General features: G+C 49.8%; 19 protein-coding genes. 6 read left to right on the top strand and 13 right to left on the bottom strand.

All coding sequences use genetic code 11. The features are described from left to right. Positions 1-82 precede the first annotated feature (82 nt). The gene (ykgO, locus tag HMPREF3022_RS07230; protein WP_003685279.1) at positions 83-208 is read right to left on the bottom strand and encodes a type B 50S ribosomal protein L36; all 126 of its coding nucleotides are present in this window, start codon (positions 206-208) and stop codon (positions 83-85) included. Beyond that, complete coding sequence (locus HMPREF3022_RS07235) at positions 208-483, bottom strand: type B 50S ribosomal protein L31 (protein ID WP_049331444.1); 276 nt, start codon at positions 481-483, stop codon at positions 208-210. The genes ykgO and HMPREF3022_RS07235 overlap by 1 nt, the downstream gene beginning before the upstream one ends. A gap of 171 nt (positions 484-654) precedes the next feature. Here HMPREF3022_RS07235 and HMPREF3022_RS07240 point away from each other — a divergent pair, with 171 nt between their 5' ends. Beyond that, positions 655-2,151 carry a TrkH family potassium uptake protein gene (locus tag HMPREF3022_RS07240; RefSeq protein ID WP_049331447.1) on the top strand — a complete coding sequence of 499 codons (1,497 nt, stop codon included), beginning with the start codon at positions 655-657 and terminating at the stop codon, positions 2,149-2,151. A 53-nt stretch (positions 2,152-2,204) separates the two neighbouring features. On the opposite strand, the gene galU is transcribed toward HMPREF3022_RS07240, so the two are convergent. From galU to ampD, 4 genes are all read right to left on the bottom strand, one after another. Further along, complete coding sequence (gene galU, locus HMPREF3022_RS07245) at positions 2,205-3,068, bottom strand: UTP--glucose-1-phosphate uridylyltransferase GalU (RefSeq protein WP_049331450.1); 864 nt, start codon at positions 3,066-3,068, stop codon at positions 2,205-2,207. Positions 3,069-3,179: 111 nt separating this feature from the next. After that, positions 3,180-5,648 carry an NAD-dependent DNA ligase LigA gene (gene ligA, locus HMPREF3022_RS07250; protein WP_070765381.1) on the bottom strand — a complete coding sequence of 823 codons (2,469 nt, stop codon included), beginning with the start codon at positions 5,646-5,648 and terminating at the stop codon, positions 3,180-3,182. A gap of 140 nt (positions 5,649-5,788) precedes the next feature. After that, positions 5,789-7,057 (bottom strand): cell division protein ZipA C-terminal FtsZ-binding domain-containing protein, encoded by a 1,269-nt coding sequence (locus HMPREF3022_RS07255; protein WP_049331455.1) that lies wholly within the window; start codon positions 7,055-7,057, stop codon positions 5,789-5,791. Between the two features lie 177 nt (positions 7,058-7,234). Next, positions 7,235-7,801: a 1,6-anhydro-N-acetylmuramyl-L-alanine amidase AmpD gene (gene ampD, locus HMPREF3022_RS07260; protein WP_049331458.1), complete on the bottom strand. Its 567-nt coding sequence runs from the start codon at positions 7,799-7,801 to the stop codon at positions 7,235-7,237. A gap of 115 nt (positions 7,802-7,916) precedes the next feature. Here ampD and mltG point away from each other — a divergent pair, with 115 nt between their 5' ends. From mltG to HMPREF3022_RS07275, 3 genes are all read left to right on the top strand, one after another. Beyond that, positions 7,917-8,912, top strand: a complete 996-nt coding sequence (mltG, locus tag HMPREF3022_RS07265) for an endolytic transglycosylase MltG (RefSeq protein ID WP_049331460.1) — start codon at positions 7,917-7,919, stop codon at positions 8,910-8,912. 67 nt (positions 8,913-8,979) lie between these two features. Then, entirely contained in the window at positions 8,980-9,606 is a 627-nt protein-coding gene (tmk, locus tag HMPREF3022_RS07270; RefSeq protein ID WP_049331462.1) for a dTMP kinase, read from the top strand. 263 nt (positions 9,607-9,869) lie between these two features. Next, complete coding sequence (locus HMPREF3022_RS07275) at positions 9,870-11,150, top strand: malic enzyme-like NAD(P)-binding protein (protein WP_079454229.1); 1,281 nt, start codon at positions 9,870-9,872, stop codon at positions 11,148-11,150. A gap of 299 nt (positions 11,151-11,449) precedes the next feature. On the opposite strand, the gene HMPREF3022_RS07280 is transcribed toward HMPREF3022_RS07275, so the two are convergent. The 7 genes from HMPREF3022_RS07280 to HMPREF3022_RS07310 all read right to left on the bottom strand — a co-directional run bounded on the left by HMPREF3022_RS07280 (position 11,450) and on the right by HMPREF3022_RS07310 (position 19,127). Next, positions 11,450-12,793: an aldehyde dehydrogenase family protein gene (locus HMPREF3022_RS07280; protein WP_049331465.1), complete on the bottom strand. Its 1,344-nt coding sequence runs from the start codon at positions 12,791-12,793 to the stop codon at positions 11,450-11,452. A gap of 79 nt (positions 12,794-12,872) precedes the next feature. Then, entirely contained in the window at positions 12,873-13,532 is a 660-nt protein-coding gene (locus tag HMPREF3022_RS07285; RefSeq protein WP_049331467.1) for a MarC family protein, read from the bottom strand. A gap of 1 nt (position 13,533) precedes the next feature. Further along, positions 13,534-14,685 carry a rod shape-determining protein RodA gene (gene rodA, locus HMPREF3022_RS07290; protein ID WP_049331470.1) on the bottom strand — a complete coding sequence of 384 codons (1,152 nt, stop codon included), beginning with the start codon at positions 14,683-14,685 and terminating at the stop codon, positions 13,534-13,536. Next, positions 14,678-16,726 (bottom strand): penicillin-binding protein 2, encoded by a 2,049-nt coding sequence (mrdA, locus tag HMPREF3022_RS07295; protein WP_049331473.1) that lies wholly within the window; start codon positions 16,724-16,726, stop codon positions 14,678-14,680. The genes rodA and mrdA overlap by 8 nt, the downstream gene beginning before the upstream one ends. A 4-nt stretch (positions 16,727-16,730) precedes the next feature. Beyond that, positions 16,731-17,231: a rod shape-determining protein MreD gene (gene mreD, locus HMPREF3022_RS07300; RefSeq protein ID WP_063075403.1), complete on the bottom strand. Its 501-nt coding sequence runs from the start codon at positions 17,229-17,231 to the stop codon at positions 16,731-16,733. Positions 17,232-17,235: 4 nt separating this feature from the next. Then, complete coding sequence (gene mreC, locus HMPREF3022_RS07305; protein WP_070765382.1) at positions 17,236-18,078, bottom strand: rod shape-determining protein MreC; 843 nt, start codon at positions 18,076-18,078, stop codon at positions 17,236-17,238. Between the two features lie 11 nt (positions 18,079-18,089). Next, positions 18,090-19,127 (bottom strand): rod shape-determining protein, encoded by a 1,038-nt coding sequence (locus HMPREF3022_RS07310; RefSeq protein ID WP_039862245.1) that lies wholly within the window; start codon positions 19,125-19,127, stop codon positions 18,090-18,092. 224 nt (positions 19,128-19,351) lie between these two features. On the opposite strand from HMPREF3022_RS07310, the gene gatC reads away from it, so the two are divergent. Then, positions 19,352-19,642 (top strand): Asp-tRNA(Asn)/Glu-tRNA(Gln) amidotransferase subunit GatC, encoded by a 291-nt coding sequence (gene gatC, locus HMPREF3022_RS07315; RefSeq protein ID WP_003685110.1) that lies wholly within the window; start codon positions 19,352-19,354, stop codon positions 19,640-19,642. Positions 19,643-19,792: 150 nt separating this feature from the next. Beyond that, positions 19,793-21,241, top strand: a complete 1,449-nt coding sequence (gene gatA / locus HMPREF3022_RS07320; protein ID WP_049331482.1) for an Asp-tRNA(Asn)/Glu-tRNA(Gln) amidotransferase subunit GatA — start codon at positions 19,793-19,795, stop codon at positions 21,239-21,241. Positions 21,242-21,299: the final 58 nt, after the last annotated feature.

Genomic DNA, 21,299 nt, shown 5'->3' on the forward strand with positions numbered 1-21,299 from the left:
AAAAAAAAAGCCGCACTTGCGCTAGAGGTAAACGAAAGTGCGGAAAATTCAGAGAGTTACATTGAAATATGGGTTGGGCCGCTTAACGCTGGCGTGCTTTAAAGCGGGGGTTGCTCTTGCAAATGACGTACACTTTGCCTTTTCGGCGGACAATTTGGCAGTCGCGGTGTCGTTTTTTTGCAGTTTTCAGGGATGAGAGGACTTGCATCATTTATCCTTTCTGAAGGAAGACATCATGGATTGGTAACGTTGGTTGAACTTGCTGGCGCGGCCTTCGATATTGACATTGCGTTGTTTGCCTGTGTACACCGGGTGGGACGCGGAAGAAGTATCAAGCGAAAAGAGGGGATACTCTATTCCGTCCTTCCAAATCATGGTTTTTCCGTGGGTATTGGCGCATGAACGGATGAGCCATCCTTGGTCTGCGCCGCTGTCGTAAAACAGGACGGTACGATAGTTGTCCGGGTGGATATTAGGTTTCATTTCTTTCTCCAGTAAATGTTATGGTATAACATTATACTCCTAGAAAAAGAGCAGGCAAGTGTTTTTTGTTTTTCTTTATCACGGGATTGTGGCATTTTGATAAAATATGCGGTTTCAGGCGGCCTTTTTTATGAGGCCGTCTGAAACATTTTGTTTTCTAATGATAGGAATATGATGTATCTGCATAAGGGTTTCAGATTGGGCGGTGCGGTAAGCAAGGTGATGCCGATTGTCCATGTATTGTCCAAGCTGGGGCTGTTGTTTTCATTACTGTTGGCCGTGCCGACACTGATGTCGTATTTTTATCACGACAGCGCGTTTCTCGTGTTTGCCTATACGGCTGTGACCGTATTGCTGGTGTCGTGTGTAACTTGGGTGCTGACGCTGCGTTTCAACCGTGAATTGAGGCCGCGTGATGGATTTACCCTGGTATTGATGCTGTGGTTGGCCTTTGCCGTCGTGGCGGCGATGCCGATTTATTTCTATATGCCGTCCATGAGTTTTACCGATGCATTTTTTGAAGCGATGTCGGGGCTGACGACGACAGGTGCGACAGTGATTTCTGGCTTGGATACGCTGGCGCCGTCTGTAAACTTTTGGCGACACATGCTCAACTGGCTTGGCGGTATGGGTATTATCGTGCTGGCTGTGGCGATTTTGCCGATGTTGGGCGTGGGGGGCACGCAGCTCTTCAAAGCAGAAATTCCGGGTATGGATAAGGAAAGCAAGATGGCTCCCCGCATTTCGCAAGTGGCCAAACGGTTGTGGTTTGCTTATGCGCTGACAACTGCTGCGGCCTTTGTATCCTTACATATTGCCGGTATGGGCTGGTTTGATGCCTTGTGCCATGCGATGTCGGCAGTGGCCTTGGGCGGTTTTTCGACACATGATGACAGCGTTGCCTATTTTAATTCCGTAGCAGTCGAATGGACGTTGATGTTTTTTACTGTCTGGGGCGGTATCAATTTTGCCAGCCATTTTACTGCGCTGGGCAACCGCTCTTGGCGGGTGTATTGGAAGGATGAAGAATGCCGCACCATGCTGCTGGTTTTGTCGGGCAGTATTTTGATTTCGGCATTGTATCTGTGGCAGCAGGACGTGTACCAAAGCCTTGGCGAAGCTTTGCGTTTTGTCAGCTTCAACTTTGTGTCTATAGGATTGGCCAGCGGTTTCTCCAATACCGACTTTGCACAATGGCCGCTGATTGTGTCGTTATGGATGTTTTTCCTGTCGAACGTCTTGGCAAGCTCAGGCTCTATGGGTGGCGGTATTAAAAACGTGCGTGCGTTGGTATTGTTTAAATTCAGCTTGCGCGAGATGTTGATTTTGCTGCACCCGCGTGCGGTTCGTACGGTAAAGGTCAATAATCGCTCCATTCCGGATCGTATGGCGCTGACCGTTATGTCGTTCATTTTTATTTACTTTATGACGGTCATCGTATTCAGCTTTTTACTGATGGCCGCAGGCTTGGACTTTTTATCCGCCTTCACGGCAGTCATTGCCTGTATTACCAATGCAGGGCCGGGCTTGGGTGCAGTCGGTCCGTCGCATAATTATGCTGCGCTGAGCGATGTGCAGAAATGGCTATGTACGGCTGTGATGTTGTTGGGACGTTTGGAGATTTTCACTGTTTTAATTTTGTTTACTCCGGCGTATTGGAAGAAATAAGTGTATAAAAAGGCCGTCTGAAATTTCAGACGGCCTTTTTATAATGGCTGGGCTTAAGCGTATTGTTTGATCAATTCTTTGAATTGTTCGCCAGTTTCAGGGTGTTTCAAACCATAAGCCACGGTTGCCTCAAGGTAACCCAATTTGCTGCCGCAGTCGTAGCGTTTGCCATCAAACGCATGAGCCAACACAAACTCATGGTCGAGCAGGCGGGCGATACCGTCTGTCAGTTGGATTTCGTTACCGGCGCCTCGGGGCAGGTTGGTCAACAAGTCAAAAATACGCGGAGTCAGGATGTAGCGGCCGACAACTGCAAGGTTGGAAGGCGCTTCTTCCGGTTTTGGTTTTTCAACGATATTGGTGATACGTTGATAGTTTTTCAGCTGTTCAACTTCGACAATACCATAAGAGCCTGTTTGGGAAGGATCAACGTTTTCAACGCCTAAAACGCTGTTACCGCTTTGGTTGTACACATTGACCATTTGTTTTAATGCACCTTTAGGCGCATCAATCAAATCGTCTGCCAAAATAACAGCAAAAGGCTCATCGCCAACGGCAGCTTGAGCGCATAACACGGCATGACCCAAACCCAATGCTTCAGTTTGACGTATGTACAAGCAGGTAATATTCGGAGGAAGGATATCGCGAACGTGTGCCAACAGCTTGTCTTTTTGACGCAATTCCAATTCGGTTTCCAACTCGTATGCTTTGTCGAAGTGATCTTCGATGCTGCGTTTGTTACGGCCAGTGATGAACACCATTTCGGTACAGCCGGCTTCAACCGCTTCTTCAACTGCATATTGAATCAGAGGTTTGTCCACAATAGGCAGCATTTCTTTGGGGCTGGCTTTGGTCGCAGGCAAGAAACGGGTGCCCATACCGGCAACGGGGAAGACGCATTTTTTAATGGGTTTCATATTGGTATCCTATTTTGTCTGAGGGATTAGCCCCCGAAAGTGTAATTGTGTGTAACGATAATACCACATGATAAAGTATCAGGCGGCTCGAAAAAGACTGTATATACTGCCTTATCCCAGCAACGACAGCAATTCCTCTTCGCTCAAGATGGCTACGCCCAAAGTTTGAGCTTTTTCCAATTTACTACCTGCAGCTTCTCCGGCGACAACGTAGTCGGTTTTTTTGGATACGCTGCCGGAAACTTTACCGCCAGCAGCCTCAATTATGGCTTGGGCTTGGTCGCGTTTGAGTGTGGGTAAAGTCCCTGTTAATACAAAGGTTTTACCTGACACGGCTTCATTAATGCCGTCTGAAATCGTTTCATCTTGAAGCTTAGACAGTGTTTGAGCAAAGAAAGTTTTCATATTTTCAAGCAGGGCTGCGTTTTGCGGTTTACTGCGCCATGTCTGCCAATCGGCAGGCAACGCTTTGTCGGTTTGCAAACCTTCTATGCTTTGTCCGGCAAGCTCCCACAAGGCCAGTGCTTTGGTTTCGCTGATTTTAAAATCGGGTAAGCGGGCAATCCAGCGTTGCGGCTCGGCATGGCGTAGAGGTGGGATAGTGACAGCCTGGCTTTGCGGGGCAACACCTACAGCCAGCAGCTCGTCTATCATCGCCTGTTGTGCTTCTTGGGCAAAAAAGTGGGCGATGGAGCGGGCAACCACCGTGCCGATATCGGGCAGGCAGGCGAGGATGGGTTCAGGTGCATGGCGGACATGTTCGAGTGTGCCGAATGCCTGTGCCAGCGTTTTGGCTGTGCGTTCGCCAACGTGACGGATGCCGAGGGCAAAAAGGAAGCGCGCAAGTCCGGGCGTTTTGCTGGCTTCTATGCCTGCGAGGATGTTTTCCGCCCATTTAGTCGGCTGTTTTTTATTGTTTTTGCTAAGCAGAGTATTGCCGGTCTCGCCTTCAAAGTTTTCAATCTTACCATTTGATGGTTCTTCCTCATTAGCTGACGCTTTGTCCGCTGTTTCCTTCATTTTTTGCAGGGTTGAAATATCGAGGCGGTAGAGGTCGGCGAAATGATGAACCAAATCTTGCGCTACCAGTTGCTCGATTTGTTTTTGACCAAGTCCGTCGATATCCATGGCTTTGCGTGAGGCGAAGTGGATTAAACCTTGCGCACGTTGTGCTTGGCAAAGCATACCGCCGCTGCATCGGGCAACCGCTTCGCCTTCTTCACGTTCGATTTCGCTACGGCAGATAGGGCAATGGGTGGGCAGGCGGTAGGGTTTGTGCAGCGGTTTGGCTTGGGTTTTAGAAGGTGTTTCGGCAAACAAATCATCTTGCAGGCCGTCTGAAACGGTAACGTTAGCCTCCTGCATTGGGCGGCGTTCAAAAATTACGCGCACTACCTCAGGAATCACATCTCCGGCGCGGCGCACAACAACTGTGTCACCAACGCGCACGTCTTTACGCGATACTTCGTCCTGATTGTGCAGGGTGGCGTTGGTAACGGTAACGCCGCCGACGAATACAGGTTGCAGGCGGGCAACCGGGGTTACTGCACCGGTGCGCCCGATTTGTACATCAATGGCTTCGACAATGGTCAATGCTTCTTCTGCGGGGAATTTGTGGGCAATGGCCCAGCGCGGTGCGCGTGAGATGAAACCCAGTTTTTCTTGTTGCGCCAAGCTGTTGACTTTGACCACCATGCCGTCGATTTCATAAGGCAAAGTAGGGCGTTTTTGCTGCATTTTCTCGTAAAACGCTAATACTTCATTGATATTTTGGAAACAGCCGAAATTACCATCAGGCAGGCTGAAGCCAAGCTCTTTACAGTAGTTCAGCTCTTGCAGGTGTTCTTCCGCGACAAAACCGCCTTGTTGTCGGGCAATGGAATAGGGAAAGAAATGCAGTTTGCGCTGTGCTGTAATGCGCGAATCGAGTTGGCGCAGACTGCCGGCGGCGGCATTGCGCGGATTGGCGAAAGGTTTTTGTCCGTTTTCAGCTTGTCGTGCGTTTAAAGCGGCAAAATCGGCTTTGAGCATCAGTACTTCGCCGCGTATTTCGATAAGCTCGGGAATATTTTCTCCATGCAGGCGCAGGGGAATGTTGGATACGGTTTTGACGTTTTGGGTAACGTCTTCGCCAGTTGTGCCGTCACCACGGGTTGCCGCTTGAGTCAATACGCCGTCGCGGTACAGCAGGCTGATGGCCAGACCGTCAAATTTAGGTTCGATAACGTATTCCGGTTTTTCTCCGTTTAATCCGCCACGAACGCGCTCATCAAAAGCGTACATTTCGGCATGGTCAAACACGCCGTTTTCATCTTGTGGCGAGAAGGCATTGGTCAGTGACAACATAGGCACTTCATGACGCACTTCATCAAAGCCTGCCAAAGGCTCGCCACCGACACGCTGTGTCGGGCTGTCGGGCAGTTTGAACTCGGGGTAGTTTCGCTCCAATGCCTCGAGCTCGCGGAATAATTTGTCGTATTCGGCGTCGGGTACGCTGGGCGCATCTAGGGTGTAGTATTCGTAGGCGTAGCGGTTGAGGAGGTCGGTCAGGTATTTGATACGTTGTGCGGTCGGATTCATGAGCAATCGAAATAGAGTTTTCAGACGGCCTGATGATAGAGAGGCCGTCTGAAAATCGATGAATATTGAAGATGAAGAGATTTTACCTGAAAAAAAGCGGATATGCCGTCATTGCATATCCGCTTTTTGATTGGGGAATTTTAAGAGAACAGGCGCAGGGCTTGTTTGCTGCCGGGTTTGATGCCGACTTTAAGCATTTCTTCCTGACGGGCCAAAACGTAGTTGCGTACGTCTTTAAGCCATTGGGTGGAAACTTCTTCCATTTGGTCGTTAACCAAATCCAAGCTGAGTTGGCCGGAGAGTTTGACTGCCAAGTCCATAAATTTGTCGAAAGTTTTTTCGCCGGCAGGAACATGCGGAATATCCAAAAGCATGCTGAAGCCGCGGTAGACTTGGTTATCCAGCAAAGGATTGGTAAACGGTTTATTGTCTAAGGTATGGATGGAGAACAATTGAGGGTTGTTGTTGTCGCCGAAGTGGAACGCGCCGTCTTCACCCAGTTTGAAGCCTGTATCTTCCACGGCGGCACGCAACTCTACGCCGCTGATGTTGGAATGGGAAACCAAGTGAATGGCGATGGTTTGGTCAACACGCGCACAGAATTGGTCGAGGGCTTGTGCGACTTCGGTGAACGCGTCCAAGTCGGTATGCAAAACTTTGCCGTCCATCAGTTGGGCAAAAGCATCAACCTGTTGGTCGAAGTGTTGCAACTCTTCACGCGCTGCCAAACCGTTACGGCTAACAGCCTGAAGGCCCATAACGAAGCCTTGGTAGTAAACGCCCGGAATCGGCTCTGCAACACGGAAATGGTCGTCCATGGTGCAACCGATGATTTGGAAGCGGTGTGTGCTGGAAAGGCGCGGCAGTGCGTGCAATTCTTGGGCCTGTTTCAGGGAGATGTAGGCCATGTAGTCGAAGCGCGGGTCAAACCAAGGCAGTTCGACTTGAGACAATTCGTCCAGGCTGATCAATGGTACTTGTGCCACAGGCTCAGCTGCAGTTTCAACCGGAGCAGAAGCGGCTTCGGAAGGGCTTACGGTAATTTCGTTGTTCAAACCGATAACGGTGTGTTGGACTTTTTCTTCTGCGGAAAAGTCGTCTTCCACAGTCAGCTCGACATCGGTTTTAAGTTGGGCAGGGTGAGCCAGTTTGGCTTTTGCCGCGTAGATTTCATCTTGCTCTTGCAGATTACGCAATGCCTCTTCGGTTTTTTTGTTTTTCTTGATAAACAAACCTTGGCCGCCGGTTTCTTTGCTGTCGCGGACGTGCTTGGTTTTGCTGGTCAAAAGTGCATCCTTATCGGAATGGCCGAATTGTTCGCGCACTTGTTTGCGGTATTGGTTTTCCTGGTACATGTTGTAACCGATGACCGCCAAAAGAGCGGCGAGGGCTAAGACGATGAAAATCATGGAGTAATCACTTTTTAAAAAGGCAGCATTCCGTCTTTTTCAGGGTGCGGAATCTTGCTGCGCGGGAAGTTCGTTGGAGCCGGACTTTATGCGTCCGAATGAATAGCTGAATTATAACGAAAATAAACGGTTGTGACAGCATTATGTCTGCCAATCGTTGTTCAGGCCGTCTGAAAGTTATCCGCGCCGGATGGGGAAACCTGCTTTTTGAAGGCGTGGCCAATCGAAGAAATGTCCGGGATCGGTTTTCCTGTCCGGCGCGATGTCCTGATGACCGGTAACGGCCTGAATCGGGTAATGTTCGGAAATAGCGGTCAGCAAGGCTTGCAGGCTGGTGTATTGTGCTTCGGTAAAAGGCTCGAAATCGCAGCCTTCCAACTCGATACCGATGGAGAAGGCATTGCATTTTTCTCTGCCTTGAAATGACGATACGCCGGCATGATAGGCCATGTCGTTGCAGGAAACGAATTGGACGGTTTCACCTTTACGGCTGATGAAAAAATGGCTGGAAACGCGCAAGGTATGGATGATGCTGAAAAAAGGATGCTCGTCAGGGTTGATTTGGTTGGTAAACAATTTTTCCACTGCCCCTGTGTTGTACTCAAAAGGAGGGAGGGAAATATTGTGGAGGACAACCAATGAGACGTCTTCATCCGGTTCGCGCGGGCTGAAATTGGGCGAATGAGTTTGGCGTGCATTCAGCCAACGGCCGTTTTGCCAAGTGTTTTTGGAAGGGGAATTCATGGTTTCAGACGGCCTTTCGGGATAGGAAAACATACGTTGGGGAAGGTGGCAGGCGTGGTGCGCTTGTTTTCGGTTATACTGTCGCCCGACACGTTCACAAACCAAGAATCCTACCATGCTGAAAAAATTGTTGAAATGGCTGGCCGTATTTTTGACGGCATTTGCCGCCGTGGTTGCCGCATTGTTGTTTGTTCCGAAAGACAACGGCAAACCATACCGTATTACCATTACCAAAAACCAAGGTATTTCTTCCGTCAGCCGCAAACTGGCTCAAGACGGCATCGTTTATAACCGTTATGTGCTGGTAGCCGCCGCATATGTGATGGGCGTACACAACCAACTTAATGCCGGCTCTTACCGCCTGTCTGCCAAAGTATCGGCTTGGGACATTTTAAAGCGCATTAAAAAAGGCCGCCCTGATTCGGTCAGCGTGCAAATTCTAGAGGGCGCGCGGTTTGCACAAATGCGCCGTATTATCGACAACACTGCCGATATTGCCCACGACACGCGCGGTTGGAGCGATGAAAAACTGATGGCCGAAGTGGCGCCCGATGCCTTGAGCAGCAATCCTGAAGGACAGTTTTTTCCGGATAGTTACGAAATTGATGCCGGCGGCAGCGATCTTCAAATTTACAAAATCGCCTACCGTAAAATGCGGGAAAACCTGCAAGAAGCATGGGACGACCGTCAAAGCGGCCTGCCTTATAAAAATCCGTACGAAATGCTGATTATGGCGAGTCTGATTGAAAAAGAAACCGCACACGAAGACGACCGCGCCCATGTGGCCGCCGTATTCGTCAACCGCCTGAATATCGGCATGCGCCTGCAAACCGACCCGACCGTTATCTATGGCATGGGCGATGCGTATAAAGGCAGAATCCGCAAAGCCGACCTGCAACGAGATACGCCTTACAATACCTACACACGCAGCGGTTTGACACCAACGCCGATTGCGCTTCCCGGCAAGGCCGCGCTTGAAGCAGCGGGTCATCCGTCTGATGAAAAATATCTGTATTTCGTCTCAAAAATGGATGGTACGGGCCTGAGTGAGTTCAGCCACAATCTTTCTGAACACAACGCTGCTGTACGCAAATATATTTTGAAGAAATAAACCGAATAGGCCGTCTGAAACATTTATAATTCCTGTTTCAGACGGCCTTTAAATTGACGATATCCATATGAAACCCAGATTTATCACCCTTGACGGCATAGACGGCGCCGGAAAATCCACCAACCTCGCTGTAATGAAAGCATGGTTTGAGAAACACCAACTGCCCGTATTGTTTACGCGCGAACCGGGAGGTACACCGGCCGGAGAAGCATTGCGTGAAATCCTGCTCAACCCAGCCACCCAAGTCAGCCTGCGTACCGAAACCCTGTTGATGTTTGCCGCCAGACAGCAACACTTGGAAACGGTCATTCTGCCTGCCCTGAAAAACGGCACGCATGTCGTTTCCGACCGCTTTACCGATGCAACGTTTGCCTATCAAGGCGGTGGACGCGGCGTTCCCTTACAAGATATTGCCACGCTTGAACATTGGGTGCAGGGCGATTTCCGCCCAGATTTGACCTTGCTGTTGGATGTGCCTTTGGAAGTGTCAATGGCACGCATCAACCAAACGCGTGAGAAAGACCGCTTTGAACAAGAAGAAGCCGAGTTTTTCAATCGGGTACGCGAAGTATATCTGCAACGTGCTAACGAACAGCCGGAACGCTATGCCGTCATCGACAGCAGCCAAAGTCTGGATGCGGTAAAAAATCAGATTGAAACCGCGCTAGACAGTCATTTTGGATTGAATGTTTAAGTTTAAATAAAATGCCGTCTGAAAGAAGGGTAGTGTGGCGAAGAAATATTATTACAGAAGTTTTTAGACATAAAACCAAATAAAACGAAATATCAAAACAAATGTAATAAATATCGGTATGCGCCACCAAAAGAACATGATAAAATTACGGTCCCTTACAAAGCCGGTCTGTTAACAACCCGACTTTAGAAATTTTAAACGTCTGAAGCAGCCTGTTTCAGACTTGTTCGCTGTAAAATCTCTCTCGCAAACAGGATCGATAAATGGAAAATTCATTAAAAGAAGCCGCCCTGCAGTTCCACGAATTCCCCGTGCCGGGCAAAATCTCCGTTACCCCAACCAAATCTCTGGCCACGTCTAAAGACTTGGCGTTGGCGTACTCTCCGGGCGTAGCTGCTCCTTGTATGGAAATCCATGCCGATCCGCAAACTGCCTACAAATACACTGCCAAAGGCAATTTGGTTGCCGTGATTTCCAACGGTACAGCAGTGTTGGGTTTGGGCAACATCGGCGCATTGGCCGGTAAACCTGTAATGGAAGGCAAAGGCGTATTGTTCAAAAAATTCGCCGGCGTTGACGTATTCGATATCGAAATCGATGAAAAAGACCCGCAAAAACTGGTAGACATCATCGCTTCTTTGGAACCGACTTTCGGCGGTATCAACCTAGAAGACATCAAAGCGCCTGAGTGCTTCTACATCGAACGCGAATTGCGCAAACGTTGCAAAATCCCTGTATTCCACGACGACCAACACGGTACCGCCATCATTACCGCTGCCGCTGTATTGAACGCTTTGCGTTATACCGGTCGCAAAATTGAAGAAGCAACTTTGGTGTGCTCTGGCGCAGGTGCTGCTGCGATCGCTTGCTTGAACCAATTGCTCGCCGTCGGCCTGAAACGTGAAAACGTGACCGTCTGCGACTCCAAAGGCGTGATTTACAAAACCCGCGAAGACAAAGACTCGATGGACGAATCCAAACAATTCTACGCCATCGAAGACAACGGCCAACGCGTATTGGCTGATGCCGTTAAAGGTAAAGACATCTTCTTGGGTCTGTCCGGTGCCAACCTGCTGACTCCTGAAATGCTGAACACCATGAATGAAAAACCAATCGTGTTTGCTATGGCAAACCCAAATCCGGAAATTCTGCCTCCATTGGCAAAAGAAACCCGTCCGGATGTGGTAATCGGTACCGGTCGCTCAGACTTCCCGAATCAAGTAAACAACGTATTGTGCTTCCCGTTCATCTTCCGTGGCGCATTGGATGTCGGCGCGACCACCATCAACGAAGAAATGAAACGCGCCTGCGTGTATGCACTGGCAGATTTGGCAATGGAAGAGGTAACTGAAGAAGTGGTTGCCGCTTACGGTAAGAAATTTGAATTCGGTGCGGAATACCTGATTCCTACCCCATTCGATTCCCGCCTGTTGCCTCGCGTTGCTACAGCTACTGCTAAAGCAGCAATGGAAAGCGGCGTGGCTACCCGTCCAATCGCTGATTTGGATGCGTATGCTGCTAAACTGGCCGGTTTGAAATTGTAATCTGGTAAGTAGTATTTGATTGAAAATGCCGTCTGAAAGTTGTATTTCAGACGGTATTTTTGTTTATTGGGTATTTTAGAAATAGCTTAATGCAGCAATCGGAATGAAGAACATGATAATCCGCTGCTTCAAAATGGACTTGGGAATATGGATTGCTTTTTAAGATAGGTTTCTATTTTTGAGCAGCTTTGATTTTGCAGGGTTTATACGGGATTAAATACAATATTTTTGCCAGCTTTTTAAACAACATCAGGCCGTCTTAAAACAGGTTTTCAGACGGCCTGAGTTAATGAAACGGTTTATTTTTGCCAATAGGTTTTGACGTTGACGAATTCGTACAGCCCGAATTCTGATAGCTCGCGTCCATAGCCTGAAGCTTTGACGCCGCCAAAGGGAAGGCGCAGGTCGCTGCTGGTGTGGCGGTTGATAAAGACAGAGCCTGCTTGGATTTTTTCGGCGTATTGCCATGCGTTTGCTGTGTCCGCTGTGTAGATACAGGCGCCGAGGCCGAAAGGTGTGTCGTTGGCAAGTGCGACGGCATGATCCGGATTGTCGGCGCGTAAGATCATGGCAACCGGGCCGAAGACTTCTTCGTGCCAAACGCGGCAGTTGGGGTTGACTTGATCCAATACCGTGGCAGGGTAAAACCAGCTTTCTCCCTCAGGGATATGGCCGCCGCTTAAGCATTGCGCACCGTGTGCAACCGCATCTTCAACCTGCTCGTGTACGGTTTGACGCAGGTCTTGGCGGTGAAGTGGGGCAAGGGTGGTGTTCGGGTCTTTGGGATTGCCGGTTTGCAGTTTGGCGCACTCGGCAAGGAAGAGTGGGATAAATTGTTCGGCAATATCTTGGGTAACAACGATGCGTTTAGCGGCATTGCAGGATTGTCCGGCATCGCGAAAGCGCGAATAGCAGGCATCGATGGCTGCACGTTGCAGATCGGCATCAGGCAGGATAATAAACGGATTGCTGCCGCCCAGTTCAAGGACGGTTTTTTTCAGATGTCTGCCCGCATGGGCGGCCAGCAGGCGGCCGGTATGGGTCGAACCGGTAAATGCCATGGCATCGGTATCTTCAATGGCTTTAAGCGTGTCTTCATGGCTTAACCATGCGCCGATAAGCGGCAAACCTTTTGGAACAAGACCGAAGAGGGTTTCGCTGACGCGGGCGACACTGGGCGCAGGTTTGACCGCGCAGGCATTGCCGGCGCACAGGGCAGGGATGGCAAATCGTAAAATCTGCCAAACAGGATAATTCCACGGCATGACCGCCAAAACAACGCCCAAAGGCTCGAAACGGACTTGGCTGAGGCTGGCTTGGGTGGCGATGGTTTTATGGGCAAGCAGTTCGGGGGCAAGGCGGACGTAGTAGCGGATAAGCTCGATGGATTTGCTGATTTCGGCGCGGCATTCGTGCAGGCAGCGTCCGACTTCTTCGCAAACCATTTCGGCGAGGCGTTCTTGGTTTTGGGTAAGGCTGTCGGCAAATTGCTGTAAGAGGGCGGTGCGCTCGGTAATGCTTGATTGTGCGAAGGTTTGCTGAAGGGTTTGGAGGCGGTTTAATTCGTCGGTGAACTCGGTATAGCTTTGCGCCGGTCGGCGGTAAATGGTTTCTCCGGTGAAGACATGGGTGCTGTGAAACATGGTTGGCTCCTTTGTTTTTATGTTTTTATGAGGCCGTCTGAAAATGTTTCAGACGGCCTTTTATTGTGATAATTGTACTTCAAGCGACCAGTTGGGGAAAAATAGATTTTAAGCCGGCAACAATAATCTCTACGGAAATGGCGGCAAGCATCATGCCCATAATGCGGTTGAGGATGGTCAGGCCGGTCGTGCCTAAGCGTTTGCTGATGCGTCCGGCAACGATCAGGATGAGATAGCAAATCAGGCTGACCAGAAAGCCGGAGATGATAATTAGGGCAATATCGCTGTAATTTTTGGCGGCAGAGGAGTAAATAATGACGGTAGAGATACCGCCGGGGCCAATGGTAATCGGAATGGCAATGGGTACGACGGCAATGGCTTTTTCATTGCGGCGGACTTGTTGCTCATGGTGATGCTCTTCTGAATTGGGGTCGATTTTGGGCTTGGCAGGATTATCGTTGCCGTTCATTAAGGAGATGGCAATCAGCAAAACCAGAATACCGCCGCCGACTTGGAAGGAGCCGACGCTGATGCCGAGTACTTTCAACAAGATACCGCCGCCCAGTGCAAAGACGACAATCACGATGAAAACAGCCAATGCGGCAGTACGCGCGATTCTGCGCTTTTCTTTGGTGCTGTGGTTTTGTGTCAGATCAAGATAGATTGAGAGCGCGCTGAAAGGATTAATCAGCACGAGAAATGCCACAAGCAGCTTGCCGATTTCTACACCCAGTTCCATATTATTCCTTGCTTTCAGTTAGGTCATCGTTATCCGCATTACGGCGGCGGAGGTTTTTGTGTTCATTAGCAATACCCATCAGCAGGGCAAGCACTACCATGATGGAAAGCGTAGCCGTACCGCCGTAGCTGACCAAGGGGAGGGGGACGCCTACGACGGGCAAAATGCCGCTGACCATGCCCATGTTGACAAAGGCGTAGCAGAAAAAAGTCATGGTCAACGCGCCTGCCAAAGTACGGCTGTAAAGGGATTGTGCTTGCGCAGCAATCCACAATCCGCGTGCCAGAATGATAAGGTAAACCAGCAGTAAAAGGATATTGCCAATCAGGCCGAACTCTTCGCCGAATACCGCGAAAATAAAGTCAGTCGTTGATTCGGGAATATAGTCCAAATGGGTTTGTGTACCGTTGAGCCAGCCTTTACCCCATACACCGCCCGAGCCGATGGCAATCATGGATTGGATGATGTGGTAGCCTGCGCCTAACGGGTCTTTGGTTGGGTCGAGCAGGGTGAGGACGCGGGTTTTTTGATAGTCGTGCATGCCGTAGTTCCATAAGAGCGGCAAGGCGGCCACAAAGGCAATAATAGCGGCAAAAATGGCCTTCCAAGGTAATCCGGCAAAGAAGATGACAAAAATACCCGAAGCCATAATCAATGCTGCCGTACCGAGGTCGGGCTGCTTCAAAATCAGGGCGACAGGAACAAGAATCAGAACGAGGGCGACAATATAATGTATCCATTTCAGACGGCCTTCATAGCGTTGAAAATACCACGCGACGGTCATGGGAATACCGATTTTCATGATTTCGGAAGGTTGGATACGGGTAAAGCCGAGACTCAGCCAACGGGTTGAGCCGTTGACGGTAACGCCAGCGACTTCAACGCCAATCAGCAGTAATACGCCGACAATGTAAACAGGCAGGGCAACTTTGGCAGCCGTTTGCGGCTTGAATACGGCGATAATCCATAACAGGGCAAAGCCCAAAACGGTATGGATGGTTTTGTTTTCCAATTGGCCGAACTCTTGCCCGTCTGCAGAATAGAGCAGGAATAGGCTCATGATGTAGATGGCAAGCATGGCAAAAAACAGCCAAGGGTCAATCGGGGCTGCAATGGTGGATTTGAAATTTTTCCACGCTGATGTGTTATTCATGATGAACCTCCGGCTGTGAGGCAGGGCTTGTCGGAGTCAGTCCGTAGGCAGATTGGAAAATGCTGGTAATAGGCTGATGCTTGTCCGTTGTTTCAGTTTTGGCCGAATCTGACTCAAGGCCGTCTGAAAACTGTTGCGGCTTGACGTGAAGCATATAAAAATCAGTCATTTCACGAGCCAATGGCGCGGCATACGCACCCCAACCGCCGTTTTCCAAAATAACGGCAATAGCGATTTCAGGTTTTTCCAATGGCGCAAACGAGATAAACCATGCGTGGTCGCGGTGTTGTTCACGCAGGGCTGCGGCATTGTAGCGGCCGCCCTGTTTAATTTGTACGACTTGGGCCGTACCGGTTTTACCGCCCATTGTGTAAGCGAGTCCGCCACCGATACGGTGCGCCGTACCGCCCGGTTTCAATACCTTTTCCATTGCGTGTTTGACGTATTCGAAGTTATCGGCTTTGAACGGAATTTGACGCTCAGGATTAGGATTGATACGGGTAATTTTGCGCGCGCCGAAATCCAATATTTCTTTGACCAAATGCGGCTGATGGACAACACCGTTATTGGCCAGAGATGCTGTCGCATGTGCCATTTGCAAAGGCGTGTAGGCATTGTAGCCTTGGCCGATACTGACGGAAACCATTTCTCCGGCGCGCCATTCTTTGGCAGTCGGGTCGGAAGATTTGGCAAAGCGTTTGGATTTCCATTCGCGGCTGGGCAAAACGCCTGTGTATTCGCTGGGCAGATCAATGCCGGTTTTCTGGCCGAAACCGAATTGCGCCAGATACGGAGAGGCTTTATCGATACCCATTTCGTAACCCAAACGGTAGAAGAAAGTATCTGAGGATACTTGAATGGCTTTGCTCAAGTTGGCCGAGCCGTGACCGCTGCGGACGGAGTCGCGGAAAATATGGCGGCTGCCGGGTATGCTCCATGCGCCGGGGGCTGGGACGATGGTGTTCTGAGTGATTTTGCCGCTTTCCAACAAGGCCATGCCCATAAAGGGTTTGAATGTAGAACCTGGCGGATAAAGGCCTTGGGTAACGCGGTTGATCAAAGGCTTTTTCCAATCGTTATTCAGCATTTTCCAAGTGTCGCTGTCGATGCCGTCAATAAAGAGGTTGGGATCGAAAGAAGGCTTGGAAACAAATGCCAAGACAGTACCGTCTTGCGGATTGATGGCCACCAATGCGCCACGGCGGTCGCCCAAAATTCGGTCGGCTTCCTGCTGCATACGGATATCCATGCCTAGGCGCAAGGTTTGCCCCATTTTGGACGGGACATTTTTCAATACACGGACGATGTTGCCGTAAGCGTCTTTTTCGACTTCCTGATAGCCTGGAATACCATGAAGCTGGTGTTCGTAATATTTTTCCAAGCCGGATTTGCCGATATGTGTACTGCCGCGATAGAGGGCAGTCAGGCCTTCTTCTTCCAGCATTTCTTTGTCTTTATCGCTAATACGGCCGATATAGCCTAAGAAATGGGAAGTCAGCTTGCCGTAAGGATATTCGCGGAATGTGCGTGAGTTGACCTCTACGCCTTTGAATTCGCGCAGATGTACGGACAAGCGTGCAGTCTCTTCATCGGTCAGCCTGAGCTTGAGCGGGATATTTTCAAATTTTCGATAGCTTTCGCGGTATTTTTTGAAGCGTTTTAAATCTGTCGGCGTAATATCGACGTATTTTTTCAATGCTTCAATGACATCTTCCATCTTGCCTTCGATGCGGCTAGGAATAACTTCAAGCGAAAAGACGGGATAGTTTTTGGCCAAAGGAACGCCGTTGATATCGACGATTTCGCCGCGTACGGGCGGCGTTGGAATCAGGGTGATACGGTTGCTTGATGCTTGACCGGAAAACTCATTGTGTTGAGTTACTTGCAGGTAGAAGAACCGCGCCAGTAAGATGGAAAAGAAGATGACAATCAGGATAAAGGCAACGAGCAGGCGCAACAAAGCATCGGCTTGTGCTGCCTGAGCAGAAGGTTTTTTGGTATGTTGACCACCGGAAAGACGGCGTGGAAGAATCGGTTTCATCTTTTCAGTGGGAGCGGTAAATACGGGTCACAATCAGCATCAACTGGCTGAGTATCGGCCAAAGCAGGGCGCCGACAAATGGAGCAACAAAGCCTTGCAAAGTGATGACCTGATGATTAAGGAACAAACGGGCAACAGTTAAGACGGCCTGATTGAGAAGCAGGGCAGCCAATACAGCGGCTAATTGCATAATGTGGCCGTAAAGCATGATTTGGCGGCGGCGGTTTAAAATGAAATAAGTCATCACGACGTAAGACAGGGCGTGCAAGCCCAAAGTTGCGGCGGTTGCGGCATCGACAATCAGACCGATGGCAAAAGCCAGTCCCATGCCTGCACGTTGCGGTTGGTGCAATGTCCAATACAGCAACATCAGTGCCGTCATTTCAGGCAGCCAAAAGAATCCGTCAAAGGAAAATGGCATAAAGTCCAGTATCATCATCACAATGAGACTGGCCGCCATGATGTGCAGCGGTACTGCACGGTAAGAATCGTCAAAATCGTTCATGAAATCAGCGTGGGGAAGAAGGGCCGGAAGAAAGTACCAAGACAAAACGGCTGCTGCGTAAAGCGGCCAAAGGCGTCAGTTGCGTATCGTAATAAGGCGTTCCCGATGCACGGACAACCTTGCTGACGGTTGCAACGGGAATCCCCGCCGGATAAGTACCATCCAAGCCAGAAGTCAGCAGAACATCGCCGGGTTTCAAGTCTGAACCGGTTGGAAAATAGCGTAAATCCAAACTGCTGCCATTACCGTATGCCAAATTGCGTTCACCGGTGCGGCTGACGGCTACGGGGACAATGTTTTGTCCGCTTGAGATCAGTTCAATTTCCGCGCTTTGTGTGTGGACTTGTGTCAACAGGCCGATCAAACCGCTTTGATCGATGACCGCATCACCAACTTTCAAGCCGTCTTGACTGCCTTTGCCGATAATCAGTCTTTCGGAAAGCGGATCTTTGCCATTGGAAATGACTTCCGCGCCGATAACGTTGTGAATGCCTTTTTGTTGCAAACCGTACAGTTTTTTCAATTCGCGTAATTCATCGGTATTGACTTTATCCCGCTGCAAATCGATTTTCAGACGGCCATTTTCTTCCAAAAGCCGGCGGTTTTGTTCCAAAAGCTCGGATTTGGACTGGGAGAGGTCGGCAAAATATTGATAAAGTTGAACGGGTTGATTGGCCAGCCATTGAGCAGGATAGAGCATGGGCATTACTGCCGCACGCACAGGCTGCATCAATGAAAAGTGATAATCGGCTACCATCAGGCCGGCAGCCAGGGCGACATAAACGACAAAACGAGGCAACAGCTTAGGGCCTTTTGCCTCGTCAAAGCGCAAAGAAGAGCGTTCCATAACCATCTACCTTATGGGTTTTCCGTAAACACGGTATCCCATTTGCCGATATAGTCCAAAGCCTTACCGGCACCATAGGCGACGCAGTTCAGAGGCTGGTCGGCGATGCCGACAGGCAGACCGGTTGCATCGGCCAAGACGGTATCGATACCGTGCAGAAGTGCGCCACCGCCTGTCAGCATAATACCGCGGTCGGCAATGTCGCCGGCTAATTCAGGCGGAGCCTGTTCCAAAGCCAGACGAACGGCACGGATGATTTGATTTACCGTTTCACTCAATGCTTCACGGATTTCATTTGAAGTAACCGCCAAGGATTTAGGCGTACCTTCGGCCAGATCGCGGCCTTTAATGCGCATGGCTGTTTCTGTTTCAAAGCCCGATGCAGAGCCGATTTGTTTTTTCAATTCTTCTGCCGTAGCTTCGCCAATCAAGACACCGCGATGGCGGCGCAGGTAATGGATAATGCTTTTATCGAATTCATCGCCGGCTGCGCGGACAGAAGCAGAATAGGCCATACCACCCAGTGAAAGAATGCCGATTTCAGTCGTACCGCCGCCAATATCGACAATCATCGAACCTGCCGCATCTTCAATCGGCAAGCCTGCGCCCAAAGCGGCGGCCATCGGTTCTTCAATCAAATGCACGCTTGCCGCGCCGGCAGCAAACGCTGAATCCAAAATTGCTTTACGTTCCACTTGGGTAGAGCCGCCCGGAACACAGATAACCACACGGGGCGGAACCAAAGACCGTCCTTCGGTGGCTTTTTTAATCAACATACCCAGCATACGCTCGGTAATCACAAAATCGGCAATTACACCGTCTCTCATCGGGCGGACGATTTCGATATTGCGCGGCGCGCGGCCCTGCATTTTTTTGGCTTCTGTACCCACTGCCATAATTTTACTTTTATTGCCTGCGCCGGATTGAATCGCAACCATGGACGGCTCATCCAAAACAATCCCTTTGCCGCGTACAAAAATCAGCGTGTTGGCCGTGCCCAAGTCGATGGCAATATCATTGGAGAGGAAACGAGATAAAAGACGAAACATTAGGATTCCTGAAATTCCGGCCCAGCCCGGATGTGTTTAGCGTTATTTAAAATAAGAAAAACAGGTACACGGTTTTAGACGGATAAATGCGACTTTAAAGGCCGTCTGAATTAAAACACCATGCCAACCTGTTTGGTTTTCGGTTATAATTCTTCGCTTCATAGAAGACGAAATGCAATGATACCCCAAACCCAAGGTGCATTGCTATCAGACAAGGATTTTTTATGGCTTTAAGCTTAAATGATGTGGAAAAAATCGCAAAACTCTCGCGCCTCACTTTAACGGACGAAGAAAAAAACAAAACGCTTGCTGAGTTGAACGACATTTTCGCCATGGTTGAAAACATGCAAAGCGTCAATACCGACGGCATCGAACCCATGGCGCATCCGCACGAAGCCGCTTTGCGCCTGCGCGAAGATAAAGTGACTGAAACCGATCACGCTGCCGAATATCAGGCTGTTGCCCCCGAAGTGCGCAACCGCCTGTATATCGTTCCTCAAGTAATTGAAGAATAAGGTTTCAGACGGCCTTTGCTTATCGGCAAGCCCCTATTGCAAGGCCGTCTGAAAGGATACTTTGTTCAGACGGCCCGATTTATTGATTTAAACGGATGTTTTCAATATCTGTTTTGAAAGCAAAAACTGTTTTATAGAAAGTACGGCACAATGACCGCTTACACGCTCAAACAAGCCAGCAGCCTGCTGCAATCCAAACAAATTTCCGCAGTCGAATTGGCGACCGAATATTTGGCCGCTATTGCTGCGAAAAACCCTGCCATCAACGGCTACGTTACCATCGATCAAGATAAGACCCTTACTGAAGCCAAGGCAGCCGATGCGCGTATCGCGGCCGGCAATGCAACGGCTTTGACCGGTGTGCCAGTTGCTTACAAAGATATTTTCTGCCAAACAGGTTGGCGCAGTGCATGCAGCTCCAAAATGTTGGATAACTTTGTTTCTCCTTATACTGCCACTGTGGTGCAAAACCTGTTGGATGCCGGCATGGTCACTCTCGGCCGTACCAATATGGACGAATTTGCTATGGGTTCGACCAATGAGACTTCGTTCTATGGCGCAACCAAAAACCCATGGAATCTTGAACATGTTCCCGGCGGTTCGTCAGGCGGTTCGGCTGCCGTGATTGCAGCCCGTTTGGCACCGGCTGCGTTGGGTTCGGATACCGGCGGTTCTATCCGTCAGCCTGCATCGCATTGCGGTATTACCGGCATCAAGCCGACTTACGGTACGGTTTCACGCTTCGGTATGGTTGCTTATGCTTCCAGCTTCGACCAAGCCGGCCCTATGGCGCAAACGGCCGAAGACTGCGCGATTTTGTTGAACGCCATGGCCAGCTTTGACGAGCGCGATTCCACCAGTTTGGAACGCGACAAAGAAGACTACACCCGTGATTTGGACAAGCCGCTCAAAGGTTTGAAAATCGGTTTGCCTAAAGAATATTTCGGCGAAGGCGCGGATGCCGATGTTCAGACGGCCTTGCAAAACGTGATTGATTTGCTTAAAGCCCAAGGTGCGGAGACTGTTGAAGTTTCCTTGCCGCAAACATCATTGTCGATTCCTGCTTATTACGTTCTTGCCTCTGCGGAAGCAAGTACCAACTTGTCCCGTTTCGACGGCGTACGTTATGGCCATCGTGCAGCGCAGTTCGGCGATTTGGAAGAAATGTACAGCAACACCCGTGCCGAAGGTTTCGGCAGCGAGGTCAAACGCCGTATCATGATCGGTACTTATGTATTGAGCCATGGTTACTACGATGCTTATTACCTGAAAGCGCAAAAACTGCGCCGTCTGGTTGCCAATGATTTTCAGACGGCCTTTGGTCAATGTGATTTCATTTTGGCGCCGACTGCGCCGACTGCCGCGCCAAAACTTGGCAGTGACATTCATGACCCTGTCCAAATGTACTTGTCCGATATTTACACCATCGCCGTGAACCTTGCCGGTTTGCCTGCATTAACTCTGCCTGCCGGTTTCAGCGCAAACGGCCTGCCGATTGGTGTGCAATTTATCGGCAACTATTTCTCCGAAGCCAAAATTTTGGGTGCCGCACATCAAGTTCAACTGAACAGCGATTGGCACACTAAAGCGCCGGAATAATGTTTTAGGGTCTTGATGATTCAAGGCCGTCTGAAAATAAACCATATAAAAGTGCCTG

The sequence above is a fragment of the Neisseria sp. HMSC065C04 genome (genome assembly GCF_001815375.1).
In the GTDB taxonomy this organism is placed as follows: Bacteria; Pseudomonadota; Gammaproteobacteria; order Burkholderiales; family Neisseriaceae; genus Neisseria; species Neisseria flavescens_D.

Excerpts from the sequence above, each read along its gene's own strand:
- mltG (WP_049331460.1), top strand. The coding sequence starts at position 7,917 with ATGCTGAAAAAATTGTTGAAATGGCTGGCCGTATTTTTGACGGCATTT.
- ampD (WP_049331458.1), bottom strand. The coding sequence starts at position 7,801 with ATGAATTCCCCTTCCAAAAACACTTGGCAAAACGGCCGTTGGCTGAAT.
- mreD (WP_063075403.1), bottom strand. The coding sequence starts at position 17,231 with ATGAACGATTTTGACGATTCTTACCGTGCAGTACCGCTGCACATCATG.
- HMPREF3022_RS07280 (WP_049331465.1), bottom strand. The coding sequence starts at position 12,793 with ATGTTTCACAGCACCCATGTCTTCACCGGAGAAACCATTTACCGCCGA.
- ligA (WP_070765381.1), bottom strand. The coding sequence starts at position 5,648 with ATGAATCCGACCGCACAACGTATCAAATACCTGACCGACCTCCTCAAC.
- HMPREF3022_RS07275 (WP_079454229.1), top strand. The coding sequence starts at position 9,870 with ATGGAAAATTCATTAAAAGAAGCCGCCCTGCAGTTCCACGAATTCCCC.
- HMPREF3022_RS07310 (WP_039862245.1), bottom strand. The coding sequence starts at position 19,127 with ATGTTTCGTCTTTTATCTCGTTTCCTCTCCAATGATATTGCCATCGAC.
- HMPREF3022_RS07285 (WP_049331467.1), bottom strand. The coding sequence starts at position 13,532 with ATGGAACTGGGTGTAGAAATCGGCAAGCTGCTTGTGGCATTTCTCGTG.
- mrdA (WP_049331473.1), bottom strand. The coding sequence starts at position 16,726 with ATGAAACCGATTCTTCCACGCCGTCTTTCCGGTGGTCAACATACCAAA.
- tmk (WP_049331462.1), top strand. The coding sequence starts at position 8,980 with ATGAAACCCAGATTTATCACCCTTGACGGCATAGACGGCGCCGGAAAA.
- rodA (WP_049331470.1), bottom strand. The coding sequence starts at position 14,685 with ATGAATAACACATCAGCGTGGAAAAATTTCAAATCCACCATTGCAGCC.
- HMPREF3022_RS07255 (WP_049331455.1), bottom strand. The coding sequence starts at position 7,057 with ATGATTTTCATCGTCTTAGCCCTCGCCGCTCTTTTGGCGGTCATCGGT.
- HMPREF3022_RS07240 (WP_049331447.1), top strand. The coding sequence starts at position 655 with ATGATGTATCTGCATAAGGGTTTCAGATTGGGCGGTGCGGTAAGCAAG.
- mreC (WP_070765382.1), bottom strand. The coding sequence starts at position 18,078 with ATGGAACGCTCTTCTTTGCGCTTTGACGAGGCAAAAGGCCCTAAGCTG.
- ykgO (WP_003685279.1), bottom strand. The coding sequence starts at position 208 with ATGCAAGTCCTCTCATCCCTGAAAACTGCAAAAAAACGACACCGCGAC.
- galU (WP_049331450.1), bottom strand. The coding sequence starts at position 3,068 with ATGAAACCCATTAAAAAATGCGTCTTCCCCGTTGCCGGTATGGGCACC.
- gatC (WP_003685110.1), top strand. The coding sequence starts at position 19,352 with ATGGCTTTAAGCTTAAATGATGTGGAAAAAATCGCAAAACTCTCGCGC.
- gatA (WP_049331482.1), top strand. The coding sequence starts at position 19,793 with ATGACCGCTTACACGCTCAAACAAGCCAGCAGCCTGCTGCAATCCAAA.
- HMPREF3022_RS07235 (WP_049331444.1), bottom strand. The coding sequence starts at position 483 with ATGAAACCTAATATCCACCCGGACAACTATCGTACCGTCCTGTTTTAC.